Raw genomic sequence first — 20,496 nt, forward strand, 5'->3', positions numbered from 1 at the left:
GGTAAACCCAGATTTCTCACAAGGGGAGACGCTACCGCAAACACCAACGGTATAGCAACGCTTAGAAAGAGTCCGCGAGTGTTTGAATTAAGGGGTTTAATACTCCCCGCTAAATACGCTTTCTCTTAGTGGTGATTTTAAGAGGCGGGTTTGAATTCCACATTATATTGATTCTGAATTCTGGCTCCTGACTTCTGAATTCTTCTTCAATCACAGATAAAGATAAATTTTTGATTTGTTACATGAGCATCAAATTCAGGATTCCCCGCGATCGCCAAATTATCTGATGAATTGTAGCTCGGTGTCATATATACCTATAGACGCCTACCTAAAGGCACTGTACAATCCCGACATCAAGAATATATAATAAATTCTGTGTTCTTTGTTACATATTTTTCTATCCTCACATTATGAGAGAAATCGCAAAAGTGTTAAGAAACGTAAATAACGTTAATATTAGTAAGCAAGTTTGAAATATGCCTTTCATTTATGTCAGACTCAAATTTACCAGGGACTGAGTTGCTAAAAACAGTTTTAGAACCTCTGCTGGAAGATTTTCAGCATTGGTTTACGCGATCGCGCCATTTACTCGAAACTGAGCAACTATCATTTATGAGTCACCAAGAGCAATCTGACTTGCTCTTGCGAGTTAAGCAAGCGCAAGATGAACTAAATACGGCGAAGATGCTCTTTAATGCAACTGATAAACAAGTCGGGATTGATATGGCAACGTTAATGCCTTGGCATGAATTAGTCACAGAATGCTGGAATGTCGCAATGCGCTTTCGTCAAGGGCGTGAAGTCTAAGCAACTGGGAGCATCTTCTAAATTTTGACAGACAACTTACTAATGTCTAAGCAAAAGCAGAGGAAACGTCTATGCAAAATGGCAAATCAGTCGTTAAAGAGATAGTACAAAATTCTTAACAACTTCTTAACATTATTTGGATTAACAAAGTAATGTATCTTATGCTACCGTAAGTGGAATAACGGTTGACAAATAGCTCCATATAAATGTAAGCGCACAAAGAGTGTGTCAAATACTCGTCTTAACTGTGAGTCACAGTATCGGCGAACAAAGCGTTACAAAATAAAGTTTTAAAAATTGCTGCTCTGGAGGAAAATCCAATGTTACATCTGCTTTACATTCTTGCTTTTACAATCCTTGCATTTATAGCTGTTGGCAACTTAATTCGTAACCTGATCATGTTCAGTTTTGATCGGGAGCGAACTTACCCGACGAATTCCTCGCCAATGAATAATCAAGGCAGCTATGGTTATTATTCATCAAAAAAACAGTTTGCACCCCATCCAGAGTTATTAGATAGCGCAGGCAACTTTATTAAAGAGCCGCTTTTGGTAATGCGTTCGATTAACGTTGAAGATGCGCGTCAACATCTTGATGCCCTTTACGAAGCATCCCCAGGACATAAAAGTGAAAATTCAGAGGAAGCATAAAACTTAGCAGTTAGGGTGTAAATTATTGTTTTTTTGCATCCTTACCTCTTCCTTTAACAGAAATTTATTATAAGAAATATGCCGAAAACCTCGAAGTTAAGCATATTAATATCATGTCTGTATAATTAGTTGTGATTTTTACAGTCATTGCACCATTGCACCGGGTGAACGAAAAAAAGTGTGGGAGAGTAGTTAGCGGAGGAAGTACCCTAACATAGCTCTTGATGCCATTGAATCGCCAACACCACCCTATGCTGGGCAATTCTCTCTACTGTCCCATGAATATGTCCTTGTCTAATCATCGATGGTTTGATGTATGGCGAACCATGTGCCACTGGCTTGGGGAATACTGGCTTCTGGTTTAGCTGTTAAATTTTCTACGATTTTCATCAATCGTTTGGTTCTTCTGATGTCCCCTAATTGTCATCCTGACTGTGTGTTACACTAGCAATACTTATCTGTAGTGTGTACTCTGAATCAATGGCATATCAGCGAATTAACATCACACTCCCAGCCCAAACGCTCCAAGCAATTGATAAATTTGCACCCAAGGGCGATTCTCCAGAGGAGACGCTGCGCGAACGCAGTCGGTTTATTGATGCCGCAATCCAGGCTTACATCACCCAGATTCAAACAGAAAAACTTCGGCAACAGCTAAAAGAAGGGGCAATTCGTCGCGCTGGGCGCGATCGCCAGCTAACTGATGATTGGTTTGCCCTTGAGGAAGAAGCATGGCAGCAAAACGCAAACTAGCCGAACCTAAGCGGGGAGAGATTTATCTGGTTAGCTTTGATCCAACGCTTGGGGCTGAGATTCAAAAAACACGACCTGCCCTAGTTTTGCAAAATGATATTGCCAATGAACATAGTCCCATTACAGTTGTTGCTGCGATTACCTCGCAATTCGATCACCCCCTGTATCCCACTGAAGTACTAGTTCAGCCCCCAGAAGGTGGATTAACTATAGATTCAGTGGTTCTGCTCAACCAAATTCGCTCGATAGATAAACAGCGTTTGGTAAAATGCCTCGGCAAACTAACTGATGAAACAACAGCGTTGGTCAATCAGGCAATACAGATCAGTCTAGGATTGATTGAAATCTGAAGATAAAGAGCAAAAGATGTGGGCGATAACTAACGACGGTAATTGCTTGGTGTCATGCCTATATGTCGCTTAAAGGCGGCAGCACGTTTTGTGTCGGGAAAATCCCCGTTACAAAACATAATTGCGTTAGCGTAGCCGTAGCGAGTCCGCGATAGCGTTCGCGTAGCGTCTCGTAGAGAAGCGGGGCGTTAGCAAGAGTGCGAATTGCGAATTGCGTTAGCGGAGCGGGGCGTTAGCAAGAGTGCGAATTGTTTTAATACACCTTGATAGGGACAGTTGAGTATCTGCTGGAGTGCTTGTTGCATGGCAGGTGTGCTTTGATTGAGAGTTTGATGAAAGCTTTGTGCAGATTTCCCCTCAATCAGCGATCGCAGTGGAAATGGGGCATTGTCCCAAGTCATCCCAAAAGACCGCAACCGTATCTAAATCTACGCTAATTCCCACACTCTTGATGGCTTAGATGGTCACCGTTTAGGAGGCATAGAAAAATATACGGATGTATATGCTAGTACTGCAAGGCGTAATTCGTAATTCGTAATTCGTAATGACGCTCCTGCGTCGCTAACGTAATTCGTAATTAATTGTTTGCAAGGGTTTCAGACATTTAAAATGGGTGGCTTATTTACGCCGTGCTGTACTAGCCTTATAAGCTTAAAAAATCTTTTTCAAAGTGATGCTATATATATCAATACAGTTCAGATAAGCCCAAAACACTTGTATAGACGGCGATTTATCGCGTCTTCAAAGACAAATTATCTACATCAGTAACCTTAACTGAACCGTATTGCTATATATATCACTAAAAAAGGTCAATTAGCTTTACGTAATTTGAGTTATTCAGGTTTACTCCAAGCTGTTGAACTCCATCGGACACAAGCATTATCTCTTACCCGAAGAGAGTTAAATATTAAAAGTCCCACAGGTATTTTATATCTGTAGAAAATAGACATTCATCCATCAACTCAATCAATTTTTTAAGGGCTAGTTATGGAACGCTACCAAGGAATTTGGGGAGAGTTACAATAATTAGCAATACTTCTCGGTTAAGCATTTTTAATTCGGAATCAGGTTTTGGGAAAAGGTCAAAGGATAAGGGTTAAAGGTTTTTCATTTCCCCTTTTCTCCTTAACCGAGAAGTATTACAATAATTAGTTTTCCCCTCTTTTGGCGTTGTCGTATGAGCAGGGGAATATTAAAATAATTCGTAATTTGTAATTCGTAATTAAGTTTTGTAAAGGACATTTTATCTACTTAACTGTCTTAACTGTCTTAACTGTCTACTTAACTGTCTTAAATGTCTTAACTGTCCACTTTTACTGTCTTAACTGTCTATTTTTACTGCCTTAACTGCTATTGCATTTTCTTGATAAAGCTGAGATTATTTGAGAGTAGAGACTAAGGGCATTGCCATACTACTAGCTTTGTGTATTTTTAAGAAATCTAGTCGATTTAAAAAAAATTGATCTTTGGTTATAAAAAATTACTAATTTCCTATAAATTGCCTAATTAAGGCAAAAATACGTTTAACACAGGTAGTTCAAGAAAATTACCAATAAACATAGTTTATTCATCTATTGCATTGATTAATTAGAATTACGAATTATCCTATTTGGAGATTAAACTTTTGTGACAAACCAGGTATATAGCCAATCAGTGCTGACATTTGATGGCCAAGATGATTACATAGACTTTGGCAAAAATGATTTTTCTGGTGTTTTTGCTCAAGGAAGTTCGGCCTTTACAATTTCTGGATGGGTGAATCCTCATCAGCTAACAGATAAAGCCACTACATACGGCACGCGCAATGTTTTTTTTGCTCGTTCTTCAGATCGATATAGTGATAATTTTGAGTTCGGCATCAGTGAATCAGGGAACATAGATATATTTATTGATGAGACTCTTGAGAAGAAAATTAAAACTTTTGGCAATGGAGAATTAACTATCGGACAATGGCACTTCTTTGCCATTGTTTTTAATAAAGGTCAACTGAGCATATATCTTGATGAGAATGAGTATTTTGGGTACTTTACAGGAGACTCTTTAAATAAAGCAACTAGTTCTGTAACACTGGGCGCGACTTTACACAACAATATATATTTCACAGGTCAATTAGCGAATATTAGCGTCTGGAATTATCCCTGTCCCCCAGCGGAAATCCAAAGGCATCGCGATCAGCTTTTAGTTGGGAATGAACAAGGATTAGTTGCTTACTGGACATTAAATGAAGGACAAGGAAAAACTGTAAAAGACCAAACTGGAAATGGTTTTGATGGAAACTTGCGTGGCAATCCTAGTTGGGATGTAGCACAATTTCCATTTGGAATTACGAAATCATCAAACGAGAGTGAGACACAAGAACAGACAGCAAGTAGTTCCGAGGAGAGCAACCTTGCGGGAACTGTGGTGCTGGAAGAAGAAAGCCAGTTTATTGCAGAAGTTGTCTCCGTTGAAGTAATTGCTGTCAGTGAAGCTGAGTTGCAGCAAGAGTCCGTTGAGGTTCCTCCAATTGTAGAAACTGGCATCCCAACCCAGACGACAACTGTGTTAGCGCCAGAGGAGCGTCACCCAAAGGCAAAAAAAGGGACAAAAAGACAGAGCGAAAAATCTGCAAACATTCAAACTCCCCAGCCAAAAGAGGAGAAAGCCGAAACAGTTCCAGTCGATATTCTACAGCAAACATTAACCCAGGAGCGATCGCCAAAAACTATGAATACGAAAGCTAATCCTAAATACAAAATACTCGCTATTGATGGCGGTGGTATTCGGGGCATTATCCCAGCCCTGCTACTAGCAGAAATTGAAAAGCGGGCACAAAAGCCGATTTTTAGTTTGTTCGATTTAATTTCTGGCACTTCCAGCGGCGGAATTCTGGCACTCGGATTAACCAAACCCCGATTAGACTTAGAAGCCACTGATAGCTCACCCACCGCCCAATACAGCGCTGAGGATCTAGTCCAAATATATCTTGAGTATGGGGCTGAGATATTTTACGAGCCATTTTGGGAACAAATACTCGGTCAACTAGAAGATATATTCGTCCAACCAAAATATTCTTCTGAGGGGAGAGAGGAAATTATCAGGCAATATTTTGGCGACACTCCTCTAGAAAATAATCTCAAAGAAGTTTTCGTAACTAGCTACGATATCGAGCAGCGAATTCCCATATTCTTTACTAATAAAATCGAAAAACAACAGACAGAATCGAAAAGATTCCGCAAGTTATGCTCAGGTTTTACCCTCACAGATGCGGCATTGGCAACTAGTGCAACTCCGACTTATTTTGCTCCCTATCGTGTTGCCAGTTCTCATAATACCAACGGCTTCTATACTTTAGTTGATGGCGGAGTAGTCGCTAATAATCCAGCTAATTTGGCTATTTTAGAAGCGCAAATTAGTAGACAAGAAAATAAACAAGTCTTGAATACAGAGGATGTCTTGATAGTATCCTTGGGTACCGGTTCCCTGACGAGTATCTACCCTTATGACGAAGTGAAAAAATGGGGACTATTGCAATGGGCAAAACCGCTGTTAAATATTGTGCTTGACGGTGGCAGTGAAGTAGTAGCTGGAGAATTAGAAAGGTTGTTTGAATCTAATAGTAAAGGTAGTAAAAGTTCTTATTATCGATTTCAAACATTCTTAAAAAGTGAACTCGAAGCAATAGATAATGCCAAGCCAGAAAATCTGCGGCAGTTACAAACTTTAGCTAATACACTGATTCAAGAAAAAAGTAAAGAAATCGATGAGTTGATTAGTATTTTATTAACATAAATTTGAGCTTTTCTTGATGTTAATGGAGTTGAGCCAGTAATTTTCAATAGGTCGAAATGGGGTCTTTAAGTAAGCCATCTTATCGGATCGTCGCCATTCTTGGGGAAGGAATTGGGTCAGAAGTTGTGGAAGCTTCCTTAAAAATTCTGCAACACGTCGCTAAAATTGAAGGATTTACCTTACAGGTAGACTATGGCTGGCTCGGTGCAACTGCCTTTGAACAACTGGGTAGTTACTTCCCTCAAGCTACCGCCGAATTGTGCGATGGAGCCGATGGCATTGTATTTGGTGCAGTTACCCAAGGCGGACTACTAGAACTCCGAAAGCATTTCGACTTTTTTTGCAATCTTCGTCCGATCCGTAGCGTTAAAAGTCTCGTACATAAATCTAGTCTTCGACCAGAGAAAATTCAAGGAATTGATATTCTCATCGTTCGAGAACTGGTGAGTGGAATCTATTTTGGCCCATCTGGACGCGGCTCAGATGATAAAGGAGATTATGGTTATCATACGATGCGCTATTACGATGAAGAGATTCGTCGAATTGCTCGCAAGGCTTTAGAACAAGCCCAATATCGCCGAGGATTACTCACCGTAGCCCACAAAGAAAATGCCTTGCCTTATTTGCCCTGGACTCGTCTAGTGGAAGAAGAAGCCAAAGAGTTTCCTGGCGTTGTTATCGAACCAATGCTAGTGGATAACTTAGCTATGCAAATGGTTCTGAATCCCCAACGGTTTGATGTAATTTTAGCGGGCAATTTGTTTGGAGATATTCTTAGCGATATTGGTGGTGCATTAATTGGCTCAATTGGTTTATTAGGATCGGCGAGTCTTAATGCTGATGGATTTGGTTTGTACGAAGCGATTCATGGTACAGCCCCAGACATTGCTGGGAAGGGAATTGCTAATCCCCTTGGCACCCTTGGAGCTTGTATTTTAATGCTTCAACAATGGGGGGAAGTGCGGGCTGCCCAACTAATTATTGCAGCGCAAGACCGGATTTTAGCTAAGGGATACCGAACAGCTGATTTATTTAGCCAAGGAGAAGAAATTTTAGTCAATACTGCAACCTTAGTTGACCTTTTACTTGAAGAACTTTCAGTTGTGCAACATTCTCAATTAGGAGTGCTTCATGAGTCATGCAAATAACGTTTTGCACCTGGGAGATGATATCAATACCGATGATATTATTCCTGCCAATCGGGCGACCACAGATGACCCTGATTACTTAAAAAAGTATGCTTTAGAACATATTATTGGAGCAGGTGAACTGCTAAAATTCAATGTGATTGAAGCAGGAGAAAATTTCGGCTGTGGTTCCAGTCGAGAAGTTGCCCCCATTGCCTTGCAAGCTGCGGGAATTGAGAAAATTCGGGCGCGATCGTTCGCTGAAATTTTTTATCGTAATAGCATCAATATTGGACTACCCTTAGAAATTTTGGGGGAGAAAGAGGAGAATCCTGTAGTTGATGCGATCGCACTAGCCGGTGGGTTAATGTCTTTTAATCAGCTGCGTCGTCAGGGTAAAATCACCATTCCTCGTAGCTTCACCCCGCCACGCCCCATGACTTTAGTCGAAAAACTCTTAGCTAAAGCCTCTGGAAATTCCTACGTCCAGCCGGGAGAAGTGGTTTTTGCCCAGGTCGATTTAGCCTTATCCCATGATGCTGTAGCCGGGCCTGTGGCCAAGATATTTTATCAAGAGTATGGAGAAGGAGCAAAGTTATGGGACTCCCAAAAGGTAGTTTTAGTAGCCGATCACTTTATCCAAGTCAATGACATCCGGGCTGATCACAAAGCTCATGTCATGTATGACCAGATGATTCAGTTTGCTAAAGTCCAAGGATGCCACTTATTTGATATGGTTTCCCCTGGTGAAGCAGCGGGCATCTGTCACGTTTTACTCCCAGAAAAAGGGTTTGTCCGACCAGGAATGCTGATTGCCGGTACAGATTCCCATACCTGCACCTACGGGGCATTGGGAGCCTTTTCCACAGGAGTAGGAACCACCGATATGGCTAATATTTATGCCACAGGAGATATGTGGATTCGTGTTCCTCCAACCCTAGTATTTGAGTTGTCTGGAACCTTGTCTCCTAAAATTAGTGCCAAAGATATTATCCTATTTATCCTCGGAAAAATCGGCTGTGCTGGCGCTAGCGGTAAGGTAATAGAGTTTAGAGGGTCAATCCTTGCCCAACTACCCTTTGATGAACGATTAACTTTAGCCAATATGGCTGTAGAGTGTGGTGCAATATGTGGTTTGATTGTTCCTGATGAGGTGACACGTGAGTATGTAAAAAACCGAACTTCAGAAGAATTTGCAGAGATTAGCGGCGATGCTGATGCTGAGTACGAAAGGGTTTATCAGTTTGACCTCAGTGATTTAGAAGCACAAGTGGCACGTCCCCCAAAACCGGATCAAGTGGTTGCCATTAGTCAATTAGAAGACATTCCGATTACCAAAGCTTTTATTGGTTCTTGTACTGGGGGTAAACTCTACGATTTAGCTCAAGCAGCCGAAGTTTTGCACGGTCGCCAACTGGCAGACGGTGTAAACTTGTTTATTGTACCTGCAACCATTGAAATTCGAGAACAAGCCCAGGAGTTAGGCTATCTCGATATTTTTGAACAAGCAGGAGCACAAATTCTCAAGACAGGTTGTGGGGCTTGTATCAATTCTGGACTTGGGGTTTTGGCAAAAGAAGAAACAGGGATTTATGCAACCAATCGCAATTTTAAAGGACGTAGCGGCGATCCAACGGGCAAAAATTATTTAGCCTCACCAAGAACAGTGGCTATCTCTGCTGTAAATGGGAAAATTAGCGATCGCTTTGATTGAACTGGGGATGGGAGCAATGCGATTTTGTGAGATGGGTAAGCAGGGGCTACCGTGTACACACAAGACCTTTTCACCCCCTCTAACTCCCCCTTGGTAAGGGGGAGAACCGGATATTTCCCTGCTTTGTAAGGGGAAGAACCGGATATTTCCCCCCTTTGCAAGGGGGGATTAAGGGGGGTAAATCCAGGGATTGGGGATTGAAACCTCAATTAAATCGAATTATCAGAGCGTGTTTTAACCAAGAAAAAAAGGATTTTAGGTAATTACAATGGACGAAATCGTTAAAAAACTTGCTGGTCTGGGTCTTCCTGGCATCATTATCGTGATTTTAGCAGTCACATCAGCAGGTAGTAATGCTGCTATTGTTGCTGCCCTCACAGCCTTGGGAGGGCCCTTCGGTATTGTCGGAGGTATAGGTATACTTGGTCTAATAACGGTTGTAGGGGATACTGTCGCGGGATATGGAATTGAAGCTGTTCTCAAGGCCGTCTATACAGAACGTAGTAAAACAGAATCAGTAAGATATCTCCTCAAAGAAATTAAAGATTTACCCATTTCAGATGAGCTAAAACTCAAACTGAGAAATGAACTGAGTCCAGAAGTTATTATTGATACTGAAGAGATTCAGCCACCAAAAACAATTGAAATTGTCGAGGAATAATTTCACTATTACATTCGGTGACATTTTAAATCAAATAGCACTAATACTATTTTGGATTTTAGATTGGGATTTGGGAGTCTGAAAAGCTGACTGTATTTTGCTTTAAGACATTTATCCAGTCGTATTCTATTTTCCGATTGGTGTCAGTAAAGCGATCGCAGCAAATTGCTGTGAGCAAATAAAATGGCCTCTGAGTCTGATCTCATCGGATTAAAGCCTCAAAGGCCTTATTCTTTTAAAGATTCGTGCAAGATATCTGTCAATACTGTTCGCTTAAGACAAGAGACGCGCTCAATCGCCGTCTCTACAATAATCAGTCTTTCATCTTGACGGCAAAAAACCTTAAACGAACCGTATTGAGATATCTGTTATCTAAGAGGATAGAGGACTTTTTAAACATCCTCCAACACAAGCCGAAAAACGGTCTACCTATTTTCAAAAAAATAGCTATAGAGCCGGGTAAAGCATATATTCAAAAGCTATAACTTTACTAAAACTTTTAACCTTTATACTAAATTTATTGATTATGGAAGAAATTATCATTAACTCTACTCAGTATGTTGATGATGTTTGTGCTTTAACTGAGCAGGAACGACATAAAGTATTAGTTGAATGGAATGATACATCGGTAGATTATCCTAAACATCTATGCATACATCAGTTATTTGAAGCACAAGTAGAAAAAACTCCAGATAATATTTCTGTCGTCTTTAATAAAGAACAACTAACCTACCAAGAGTTGAACCACCGAGCCAATCAATTAGCACATTATTTGCGAATTCTAGGAGTGGATAAAGAAGTTCTAGTAGGCATTTGCATTGAGCGCTCCTGGGAAATGGTAGTGGGTAGTTTGGGTATCCTCAAAGCGGGTGGAGCTTATGTGCCGTTAGATCCAACGTATCCCAAAGAGCGTCTAGCGTTCATGCTCTCAGATTCACAAGTACAAGTGCTGCTAACTCAACAAAAGTTTGTTGAAGAATTTTCTGAAAGCGGAGTGAAAACAGTTTGTCTGGATAAGGATTGGGAATCGATTGATCGCCAGAGCCAAGATAATCCTACTAGCGATGTGACGGCTGAAAATTTAGCTTACGTTATTTATACATCCGGTTCTACAGGAACACCAAAGGGAGTCGCCATAACGCATCGGGCTGTCAATCGGCTAGTGTGCAATACTAATTACGTGCAGTTAGAACCAAGCGATCGCATGGCTCAAGCCTCAAATACTTCATTTGATGCAGCCACTTTCGAGATTTGGGGATCTCTCCTGCATGGGGCTACCTTGGTAGTAATTCCTCAGAATATTGTGCTTTCACCACAGCATTTTGCAGCCTACATACGCGAGGAAGGAATTAGTGTATTATTTTTGACTACTGCCTTATTTAATCATTTAGCTAACGTTGTTCCCCAGGCATTTAAAGACCTGCGACACTTGCTATTTGGTGGCGAGGCTGTAGATCCAAAGTCAGTCAAAGCAGTTCTGAGGAATGGAGCGCCACAGCGATTGCTGCACATTTACGGCCCTACTGAAAGTACAACATTTGCTTGTTGGTATCTGGTGCAGGATGTACCAGAAGGGGCAAAAAATCTACCGATTGGTCGCCCGATCTCCAATACACAAATATATATACTGAACTCCAAACTTCAACCAGTTCCTATTGGTACTCCTGGTGAATTATATATTGGTGGCGACGGTTTGGCACGAGGCTACCTGAATCGCCCAGAGTTAACCGAGGAAAAATTTATCCCCAGTCCTTTTGAGGAGGCAGGAGGTAGGAGACTTTACAAAACTGGCGACTTAGCCCGTTTCTTACCAGACGGAAATATTGAGTTTTTGGGCCGAGTCGATAATCAGGTAAAAATTCGCGGTTTCCGCATTGAACTTGGAGAAATTGAGGCGCTTTTGACTCAACATTCGGATGTACAGCAGGCAGTAGTGATCGCCCGTGAAGACATCCCCGGTGATAAGCGCCTTGTTGCCTATGTTGTCCTTAACCAAAAACTTGATAGTGCCAGTACTTTAAAACACTTTCTCCAGGAAAAGCTGCCCCATTACATGGTGCCAGCAGTCTTTGTCATCTTAGACTCGTTGCCCCTTACACCCAATGGTAAAGTGGATCGTCGAAATCTTCCAGGTTGCGATCGCACACGCCCCGCTCTCGAAGAAACTTTTGTCGCACCTCGTAGCCCAATTGAGAAGACTTTAGCAGTCATCTGGGCTGAGTTGCTAGCACTTGAGGAGATTGGAGTCAATGACAATTTTTTCCAGTTGGGTGGTCATTCCCTAATTGCAACTCAGATCCTTTCCCGCGTGCGCGAAGTTTTCCAAGTCGAGTTGTCTTTTCACCACATCTTTGAAAACCCCACCATCGCAGGTTTAGCTCAACTAATCGAACAGCATAGTCAGTTAGAACAGCAGTTACAGCGTTCCGTCATCCAACGAATTGGGCGTGAGGGACTCTTACCAGTTTCCTTTGCCCAAGAGCGAGTGTACTTTATTCAGCAAGTGGCTCCTGAAAGTAGTGCCTACCAATTCCAGGCAACTATGCGATTTAAAGGTCAGCTAAATGTGGCGGTATTACAACAGTGTCTCAACGAGATTGTGCGCCGTCATGAAATATTTCGCACGACTTATCCGGCGGTGAATGGACGGCTATTTCAGATAATCCACTCAGCGCCACCAATCAACTTTAAAGTTATTGACCTCCAGACATTTTCTGAATCTGAGCAAGAAGCAGAAGTTCAGCGCCTAGTTGAGGCAGAAGTACAAAAGCCGTTTGACTTGAATCAACTACCATTAGTTAAATGGGTTTTGTTGAGGTTGAGCAACCAAGAACATCTATTGCTCCACATTGAACATCACATAATTCATGATGGTTGGTCATTTAATGTATTTCTGGGTGAGTTGCTTGAACTTTATCAAGCCTTCTGTTTGGGTAATCCTTCCCCGTTGACTGAGCCAATCCTCCAGTTTGTGGATTTTGCCCATTGGCAGCGACAGTGGGTCAAAAGCCAAGAAGCCCAAACCCAATTGACTTATTGGCAGCAGCAATTATCCGGTAGTTCACCGTTATTGGAATTACCATTAGATCGCCCGCGACCAACAGAGCAAACTTATAATGGCGATCAAATTAGGGTGGAACTTCCCATCAATTTGTGTGAATCTCTGCGAGTTTTGAGTCGTCAAGAGGGTGTCACCTTATTTATGACGATGCTGGGAGCTTTTTTGGTAATATTGCACCGATACACTGGGCAGAACGACCTAAGCGTAGGAACTGCTGTTGCCAATCGGCGGATGCACGAAGTAGAAAAGTTAATTGGCATGATTGTCAATAACCTGGTTCTACGCACTGATTTGTCTGGCAATCCCACATTTCGGGAATTACTCGACCGAGTGCGTCAAGTCACATTGGAAGCATATACCAACGAAGATTTACCTTTTGATAAGGTGGTGGAAGTTCTCAAACCAATACGGAATTTAAGCCACAATCCTCTATTTCAAGTGATGTTCAGCTTCCACGATTCTCCCATGCCGGACTTGAGTCTCCCAGGCTTGGACATTAGCTTGCATGAACCTATCAGCAATAAATCAGCAAAGTTTGATCTGGATTTCCTGGTTATACCGCGTTCTGAGCAACGCGTGCAAAACGGTTCTAAAACGGGAGCGAAGGGAATCACCTTAGTTTTAGAATACAACAGCGATCTATTTGATGCTGCCACAATCCAACGAATGCTAGAGCAGTATCAAAATTTACTAGAGGGGATTGTTGCTAACCCAGAGCAGCGAGTTTCAGAATTACCACTGCTAACGGAGACTCAGCAGCAATTATTGGTGGAGTGGAATCAGACTCAGAAAGATTACAGCTTTAATCAGGGTATTCATGAGTTATTTGCAGTTCAGGTGGAGTTAACCCCCGATGCTGTAGCTATTCAGCAAGAAGATCAACAGCTAACTTACCGTGAATTGAGCGATCGCGCCAATCAACTTGCACACTATCTCCAAACTTTAGGAGTCAAAGCAGAAACCTTAGTGGGTATCTGCGTTGAGCGTTCTCTAGAAATGATTATCGGCTTACTCGGCATTCTTAAAGCGGGCGGTGCATACATTCCCCTTGACCCTAGCTATCCTCAAAAGCGACTGGCTGATATTCTCGAAGATACGCAACTGAGCATTCTGCTGACTCAAGAAAGATTTCAGGAAAAATTACCAGATTATGACGGAAAAACCATCTGTTTAGATAAAGACTGGGAAATAATTGCAGGGCAAAGTACAGCCAATCCGATTACTAACGTTCAGCCGCATAACCTCGCCTACATTATTTACACCTCTGGTTCTACAGGTAAACCTAAAGGAGTGATGATTGAACAGCGATCGCTAATGAATTTTGTTATCAGTGCTATGCATGAATATGGAATTAATGCAACTGATAATATTCTGCAATTTGCATCTCTCTGTTTTGATACATCTATTGAAGAAATCTTACCTTGTCTTTCAGTTGGTGCAACATTAGTACTGCGAACCGAAGAAATGCTGCACTCCAGCGATGAATTTTGGCGGTGTTGCCGAGAATGGCAGTTAACTGTTTTGGATCTTCCCACAGCGTACTGGCATCAATTAGTAGCGGAACTTACCTCTGAAGATTCCCGAATTCCCGAAAGTCTGAGAATGGTGATTATTGGCGGAGAAGAAGCTCAACTCGAAAAAGTGAAGCACTGGCACAGTAGTGTTGCTCACCTCTGCAATCCACCCCAATTACTTAATAGTTACGGGCCAACGGAAGCAACGGTTATAACTACTTTATACCAATTATGTATGAAGAGACACATAATAATACCCCCCTGTAGTCCCCCCTTGCCAAGGGGGGACGGCGATAGCCGGGGGGTGAATTATATGCAGCTTCACAAAAAAATGGTGTTAGATCGTTTAACCTCAACTAACTCCGTTTCGATTGGACGACCGATTAGTAATGCTCAAGTTTATATTTTGGATCAATATCTGCAACCAGTACCAATAGGAGTTCCCGGAGAACTGCACATTGGCGGAGCCGGATTAGCTAGAGGATATTGGCAACGCCCTGAACTTACGACGGAGAAATTTATCGAGAATCCATTTCACAATCCAAAATCCAAAATCCAAAATCCAAAATTATATAAAACGGGGGATTTAGCACGTTTTCGCGCCGATGGAAACTTAGAATATCTCGGACGAGTTGACAATCAGGTGAAGATTCGCGGCTTCCGCATTGAGTTGGGAGAAATCGAGACGGTGCTGAGACAACACCCACAGGTATTTGAGGCTGTAGTTATTGCTCGTGAAGATATCCCTGGACAAAAGCGCCTTGTGGCTTATGTTGTTCCGCACCAGCCGCAACCAACCACTGATGAAAAACTCCATCCACAAGGGGATGGAGTTTTTGGGCATGGGGAATGGGGCATGGGGCATGGGGAAGAGTCACCAATGCCCAATGCCCAATGCCCCAAGTCGGTGGGCGGCTATCCCTCTCCACCCACAAGTGGATGGAGTTTCCCGCCGACTTTCAATGAACTGCGCCATTTCCTGAAACAGAAGTTGCCTAATTATATGGTGCCCTCAGCGATCGCACTCCTGAAAGCCCTACCAATGACTCCGAACCAGAAGGTAGATTACCGCGCCCTCCCAGCCACCGAACTTTCACTGAGTGTAGAAGATAATTTTGTTGCACCGCAAACTCCTACAGAAGAGAAATTAGCAGCGATTTGGTCGGAAATTTTAAGACTAAAACAAGTCGGCATCCACGATAACTTCTTTGAATTGGGCGGCGACTCCATCCTCAGTATTCAGGTAATTTCAAGAGCCAATCAGGCGGGTATCCAAATTGCCCCTAAACAGCTATTTCAGTACCAAACAATTGCTGAGTTAGCTGCTGTGGCAGGAATTGCTCGCTCTGTCAAAGCCGAACAAGGGTTAGTTACAGGTACAGTAGCGCTGACACCTATCCAACACTGGTTTTTCGAGCAAAAATTGCCCGAACCTGATTACTTTAACCAGTCAGCCATGCTAAAAGTGCCGCCAGACTTGCAACCAGAGCTATTGCAGCGAGTCGTGCAACAATTGTTGATACATCACGATGTTTTGCGTTCGCAGTTTATACAAGAAGGGGAAAACTGGCAGCAGATTAACGCCCCTACCCAAGAAGTTGTGCCATTTAGCGTCATTAACTTGTCGCACCTGTCGCCAGAAGAACAACAACTAGTAATGAAAGCGACCGATGCTGAACTCCAGGCTAGCTTGAATCTATCAACTGGAGCGATCGCACGAGTAGCATTGTTTCAATTAGGCAATAATCAACCTGGCCGGTTACTGTTCATCATCCATCACTTAGTAGTAGATGGCATTTCGTGGCGAATTTTGCTCGAAGATTTGGCTACAGCTTACCAGCAAATCAGCCGTGGCGAAGCTATTAAATTACCACCAAAGACAACATCCTTTCAATATTGGAGCGATCGCTTAACAGAATACGCCAAATCATCAGATGAGTTGAATTACTGGCTAAATGAGTCTAGTTTGAAAGTTACCGCTTTGCCAGTAGATTATCCTGCAAGTAAAAAGGATAACACCTTAGCCTCAACCGCTTCTGTGTCACTTTCCTTAACTGAAGAACAAACCCGCGCCCTCTTGCAGGATGTACCCTCTGCCTACAACACTCAAATTAATGATGTACTGTTGACTGCCCTAGTGCAAAGCTTTGCCCAATGGACGGGAGAACCTTCTTTACCCGTTGATTTAGAGGGACATGGACGAGAAGACTTGTTTGAGGATGTGGATTTGTCGCGGACTGTGGGCTGGTTTACTACCTTATTCCCCGTTCATTTACAGCTAGAAGAAGTTGAACAAGAGGCAGGGGAGGCTTTAAAGTCAGTCAAAGAACAACTACGGCGCATCCCCAACCGCGGCATCGGCTATGGCGTGTTGCGATATTTGCACCCGGATGAGAAAATACGCACGAAATTACGGGATTTACCCCAAGCACAAGTGAGTTTTAACTACCTTGGTCAATTTGATCAGGTACTTAAGGCATCTGCTGTATTGGGTTTGGCTGAAGATTTTAAAGCTGAACAGAGTTTAGTTAATCAGCGCAGCCACCTATTAGGAGTAAGCGGATTTATTCGTGCAGAAAGGCTGGAAATGACTTGGAATTACAGCGAAAAAGTTCATAAACGAGACACCATCGAGGGTTTGGCTGTTGGGTTCATGGAGGCATTGCGATCGCTCATTACCCACTGTCAATCCCCTGGTGCGATCGGTCATACACCTTCAGATTTCTCAGCAGCCAGACTCAGCCAAAAACAGCTTGACAAATTCCTAGGCAAAATTAAAACGAAGTAGTCATTTGTCATTCTCCCCAATCCCCAATCCCCAATTTCATGAACAATATCGAAGACCTTTATGAACTTTCGCCCATGCAGCAAGGGATGCTGTTTCATACCCTTTATGCACCAGAGTCGGAAGTTTATTTTGAGCAGTTGCTTTGCACCCTCTCTGGAGAATTAAATTTTTCTGCTTTTGTGCAAGCTTGGCAGCTGGTTGTGGCGCGACATTCAGCTTTACGCAGTTCCTTTTATTGGGAAGAGATAGAAAAGCCTTTGCAAATGGTGAGTAAGCAAGTGGATCTCCCGTGGGAAAAGCTGGACTGGCGGCATTTAACAGCTGATGAACAACAACAGCAGCTAGGGGATTTTTTGAAATGCGATCGCCAAAAAGGATTTGATCTAGCTCAAGCTCCTCTAATGCGCTTCACTGTCATCCAGCTAGGAGAGCAAACTTACCAATTTATTTGGAGCCATCATCATATCCTCTTTGATGGCTGGTCGATGCAGATTGTTCTCAAAGAAGTTTTAGCTTTTTATGAGGCTAATCAGCAAGGTGAACATTTACGCCTCCAACCTGTTCGCCCCTATCGAGAATATATTCAATGGTTACAGCAACAGGATATTGATCAAGCAAAGAATTTTTGGCAAAAATCTCTCCAGGGATTTGCAACTCCTACTTTTTTAATAGGTAACAGAGAAAAAGAACAAAGAATATATAATGAGCAACCGTTTCAATTATCTCAAACGGTAACTGAAAAACTGCAATATGTGGCGCGACAGCACCATTTAACTTTGAATAATTTGGTGCAGGCAGCATGGGCATTACTAATTTCCCGCTACAGTGGAGAAAATGATGTGGTATTTGGTGCAACTGTATCCGGTCGTCCATCAACGCTTGTAGGAGTAGATTCGATGGTGGGGCTATTAATAAACACCCTCCCCATACGGGTACAAGTCAGTGGAAAAACAGAGTTATTACCCTGGCTCAAGCATTTACAAAGCCAGACATTTGAACAGGAACAATATGCTTATTATTCCCTGGCAGAAATTCAACAAATGAGTGATATTCCTCCAGGTATACCACTATTTGAAAGCATTTTAGTATTTGAAAATTATCCGATAGATGCGGCTAAACAGGAAACCAAGAAAACTTTAGAAGTTAGTCATGTTAGTTGTTTTGAACGCACTAATTATCCTCTGACTGTAGTGATTAATCCTGCTTCACAATTATCTGGCAGGGTTGTTTATGACACCAACCGCTTTGAGCAACAGGCAATTGCCCGCATAATTGAAAATTTCCAAACATTGCTCACAGGAATAGTAACTAATCTACAACAATATATTTCTCAATTATCTCTACTCAGTGCAACTGAACAAGAACAGCTAATTCTGCTAGAAAATCAAAAACTAACAAATTCTATTAATTACAAATGTATTCATATTTTGTTTGAAGAACAGGTAGAAAAAAGCCCAAACGCATTAGCAATTGTATATAAACAACAATATTTAACTTATCGGGAGTTGAATAACCGCGCCAATCAATTAGCTCATTATCTACAAGCATTGGGAGTTAAACCCGAAGTGCGGGTGGGAATTTGTGTCGAGCGATCGCTAGAAATGGTAATAGGAATACTGGCTATTCTCAAAGCCGGTGGAGCATACATACCACTAGATCCTGATTCTCCTCCAGAAAGATTGGCGTTCATGATAGAAGATGTACAGACATCGATTTTACTAACGCAGAATAATTTAAAAAATAGACTGTCAATCCATAATCAAACTGTGGTGAATCTTGACTCAGATTGGGAAATAATTGCTCAATACAGTGAAGACAATTTGCTCAGTGAAGTTAATCCAGAAAACTTAGCTTATATCATCTATACTTCCGGCTCAACGGGAACACCAAAGGGAACAGAAGTTACCCATCGCAGCATTATTGGTTTCATGTTTGGGGTTGATTATATTCACCTTGATGCAGAACAAATCTGGCTACAACACTCATCGATTTCTTGGGATGCACTAACCCTAGAACTTTGGCCGCCCTTGCTTTACGGTGGGTGTTGTGTGCTTTACCCAGAAAGAATTCCCACACCTGAAAATTTAAGCCGCATCATCCAAGAACAAGGGGTTAACACCTTGTTTCTGACTACTGCGTTATTCAATGTCATGATTGATAAAATGCCACAAGGTTTGTCAGACATAAAACAACTGCTATTTGGGGGAGAGTCTGTTTCTGTACCTCATGTTCGTCGCGCTTTAGAATTATTGCCGAGAACGCAATTAATTCATGCTTATGGCCCTTCCGAATGTACAGTTTTTACTTGTTGTTACCCGATTCCCAAACAACTTGCTGAAAATGTCCATTCAATTCCCATTGGAAAACCCATCGGCGATAGAACAATTTACATACTAGATGGGGATTTACACAGAGTTCCAATTGGCGTTCCTGGGGAACTTTATGTGGGTGGGGCAAGTGTTGCGAGAGGTTACTTAAATCAACCAAGATTAACTAGTGAAAAATTTATTGCCAATCCTTTTATTGAGGGAGACAAACTCTACAAAACCGGAGATTTAGCACGCCGTCTCCCTGATGGAAATATAGAATTTATCGGTCGAATTGATACACAAGTAAAAATTCGCGGATTTCGGATTGAATTAGCAGAAATTGAAGCAATTTTAATTCAACATTCTGACATTCAGCAAGTTGTAGTTACGGCACGGGAAGATGAACCTGGGAACAAGTATTTAGTGGCTTATCTAGTTACTAAGGATAATCAACCAACACCTAGCACCGTGCGAAATTTCCTCAAGAAAAAGCTGCCTGATTATATGATTCCTGCTATTTTCGTATTTATAGAGGCATTTCCCCTAACGCCTAATGGTAAAACCGATCGCCGTGCTTTGCCCGCTCCAGATACTTCTCAAAGAAATCTAGAGGTTGATTTTGTTGCTCCTCGCACGCCAACGGAACAAGAATTAGCCACGATTTGGGTTGAAGTTCTCAAAGTAAAACAGGTGGGAATTCACGATAACTTTTTCGAGTTAGGGGGACATTCTTTACTCGCTACTCAAGTTGTTTCTCGTTTAAGAGAAGCCTTTTCTCTAGATTTTTCTCTCCGTTATCTGTTTGAAAATCCGACTATTGCTGAACTTGCACAAAAAGTGAGCGAACAACAAATTGAACAAGCAGAAAATGATGATTTAGCACAGATTTTAAGGGAAGTTGATCAGTTGTCAGAGGAAGAGGTGACACAACAATTGCTTTTGTGAGTAGAAGCTTGTAGAGTTTTTAAACGCAAAGGAACGCAGAGTAATC

The 20,496-nt window shown here is 42.0% G+C and carries 12 protein-coding genes; 10 read left to right on the plus strand and 2 right to left on the minus strand.

Going from position 1 to position 20,496, the window contains the following annotated elements; translation table 11 throughout:
- Nucleotides 1-489 precede the first annotated feature (489 nt).
- Both RRG12_RS23410 and RRG12_RS23415 read left to right on the plus strand, forming a co-directional pair.
- On the plus strand, nucleotides 490-807 hold the full coding sequence (locus tag RRG12_RS23410; RefSeq protein ID WP_069068150.1) for a DUF2605 domain-containing protein: 318 nt from the start codon (nucleotides 490-492) through the stop codon (nucleotides 805-807).
- Nucleotides 808-1,127: 320 nt separating this feature from the next.
- Entirely contained in the window at nucleotides 1,128-1,457 is a 330-nt protein-coding gene (locus tag RRG12_RS23415) for a DUF2973 domain-containing protein (protein WP_069068151.1), read from the plus strand.
- Nucleotides 1,458-1,751: 294 nt separating this feature from the next.
- Here the strand turns inward: RRG12_RS23415 and RRG12_RS23420 are convergent, their stop codons facing one another.
- Entirely contained in the window at nucleotides 1,752-1,847 is a 96-nt protein-coding gene (locus RRG12_RS23420; protein WP_084226946.1) for a hypothetical protein, read from the minus strand.
- Nucleotides 1,848-1,937: 90 nt separating this feature from the next.
- On the opposite strand from RRG12_RS23420, the gene RRG12_RS23425 reads away from it, so the two are divergent.
- On the plus strand, nucleotides 1,938-2,210 hold the full coding sequence (locus RRG12_RS23425; protein WP_069068152.1) for a hypothetical protein: 273 nt from the start codon (nucleotides 1,938-1,940) through the stop codon (nucleotides 2,208-2,210).
- Nucleotides 2,189-2,560 carry a type II toxin-antitoxin system PemK/MazF family toxin gene (locus tag RRG12_RS23430; protein ID WP_069068153.1) on the plus strand — a complete coding sequence of 124 codons (372 nt, stop codon included), beginning with the start codon at nucleotides 2,189-2,191 and terminating at the stop codon, nucleotides 2,558-2,560. The genes RRG12_RS23425 and RRG12_RS23430 overlap by 22 nt, the downstream gene beginning before the upstream one ends.
- A gap of 188 nt (nucleotides 2,561-2,748) precedes the next feature.
- On the opposite strand, the gene RRG12_RS23435 is transcribed toward RRG12_RS23430, so the two are convergent.
- Entirely contained in the window at nucleotides 2,749-2,961 is a 213-nt protein-coding gene (locus RRG12_RS23435) for a hypothetical protein (RefSeq protein WP_420760852.1), read from the minus strand.
- 1,225 nt (nucleotides 2,962-4,186) lie between these two features.
- Here RRG12_RS23435 and RRG12_RS23440 point away from each other — a divergent pair.
- From RRG12_RS23440 to RRG12_RS23465, 6 genes are all read left to right on the plus strand, one after another.
- On the plus strand, nucleotides 4,187-6,331 hold the full coding sequence (locus RRG12_RS23440; RefSeq protein WP_420760853.1) for a patatin-like phospholipase family protein: 2,145 nt from the start codon (nucleotides 4,187-4,189) through the stop codon (nucleotides 6,329-6,331).
- Between the two features lie 56 nt (nucleotides 6,332-6,387).
- Complete coding sequence (locus RRG12_RS23445) at nucleotides 6,388-7,479, plus strand: isocitrate/isopropylmalate dehydrogenase family protein (RefSeq protein WP_420760854.1); 1,092 nt, start codon at nucleotides 6,388-6,390, stop codon at nucleotides 7,477-7,479.
- Entirely contained in the window at nucleotides 7,463-9,172 is a 1,710-nt protein-coding gene (locus tag RRG12_RS23450; protein WP_420760855.1) for an aconitase/3-isopropylmalate dehydratase large subunit family protein, read from the plus strand. The genes RRG12_RS23445 and RRG12_RS23450 overlap by 17 nt, the downstream gene beginning before the upstream one ends.
- A 268-nt stretch (nucleotides 9,173-9,440) precedes the next feature.
- A complete protein-coding gene (locus RRG12_RS23455; RefSeq protein ID WP_069068158.1) occupies nucleotides 9,441-9,833 on the plus strand; it encodes a hypothetical protein in 393 nt (130 codons plus the stop codon).
- A 526-nt stretch (nucleotides 9,834-10,359) separates the two neighbouring features.
- The gene (locus RRG12_RS23460) at nucleotides 10,360-17,196 is read left to right on the plus strand and encodes an amino acid adenylation domain-containing protein (protein WP_420760856.1); all 6,837 of its coding nucleotides are present in this window, start codon (nucleotides 10,360-10,362) and stop codon (nucleotides 17,194-17,196) included.
- 38 nt (nucleotides 17,197-17,234) lie between these two features.
- Nucleotides 17,235-20,450, plus strand: a complete 3,216-nt coding sequence (locus RRG12_RS23465; RefSeq protein WP_420760857.1) for an amino acid adenylation domain-containing protein — start codon at nucleotides 17,235-17,237, stop codon at nucleotides 20,448-20,450.
- The last annotated feature ends 46 nt before the right edge of the window (nucleotides 20,451-20,496 follow it).

The organism is Nostoc sp. CALU 546 (genome assembly GCF_048836525.1).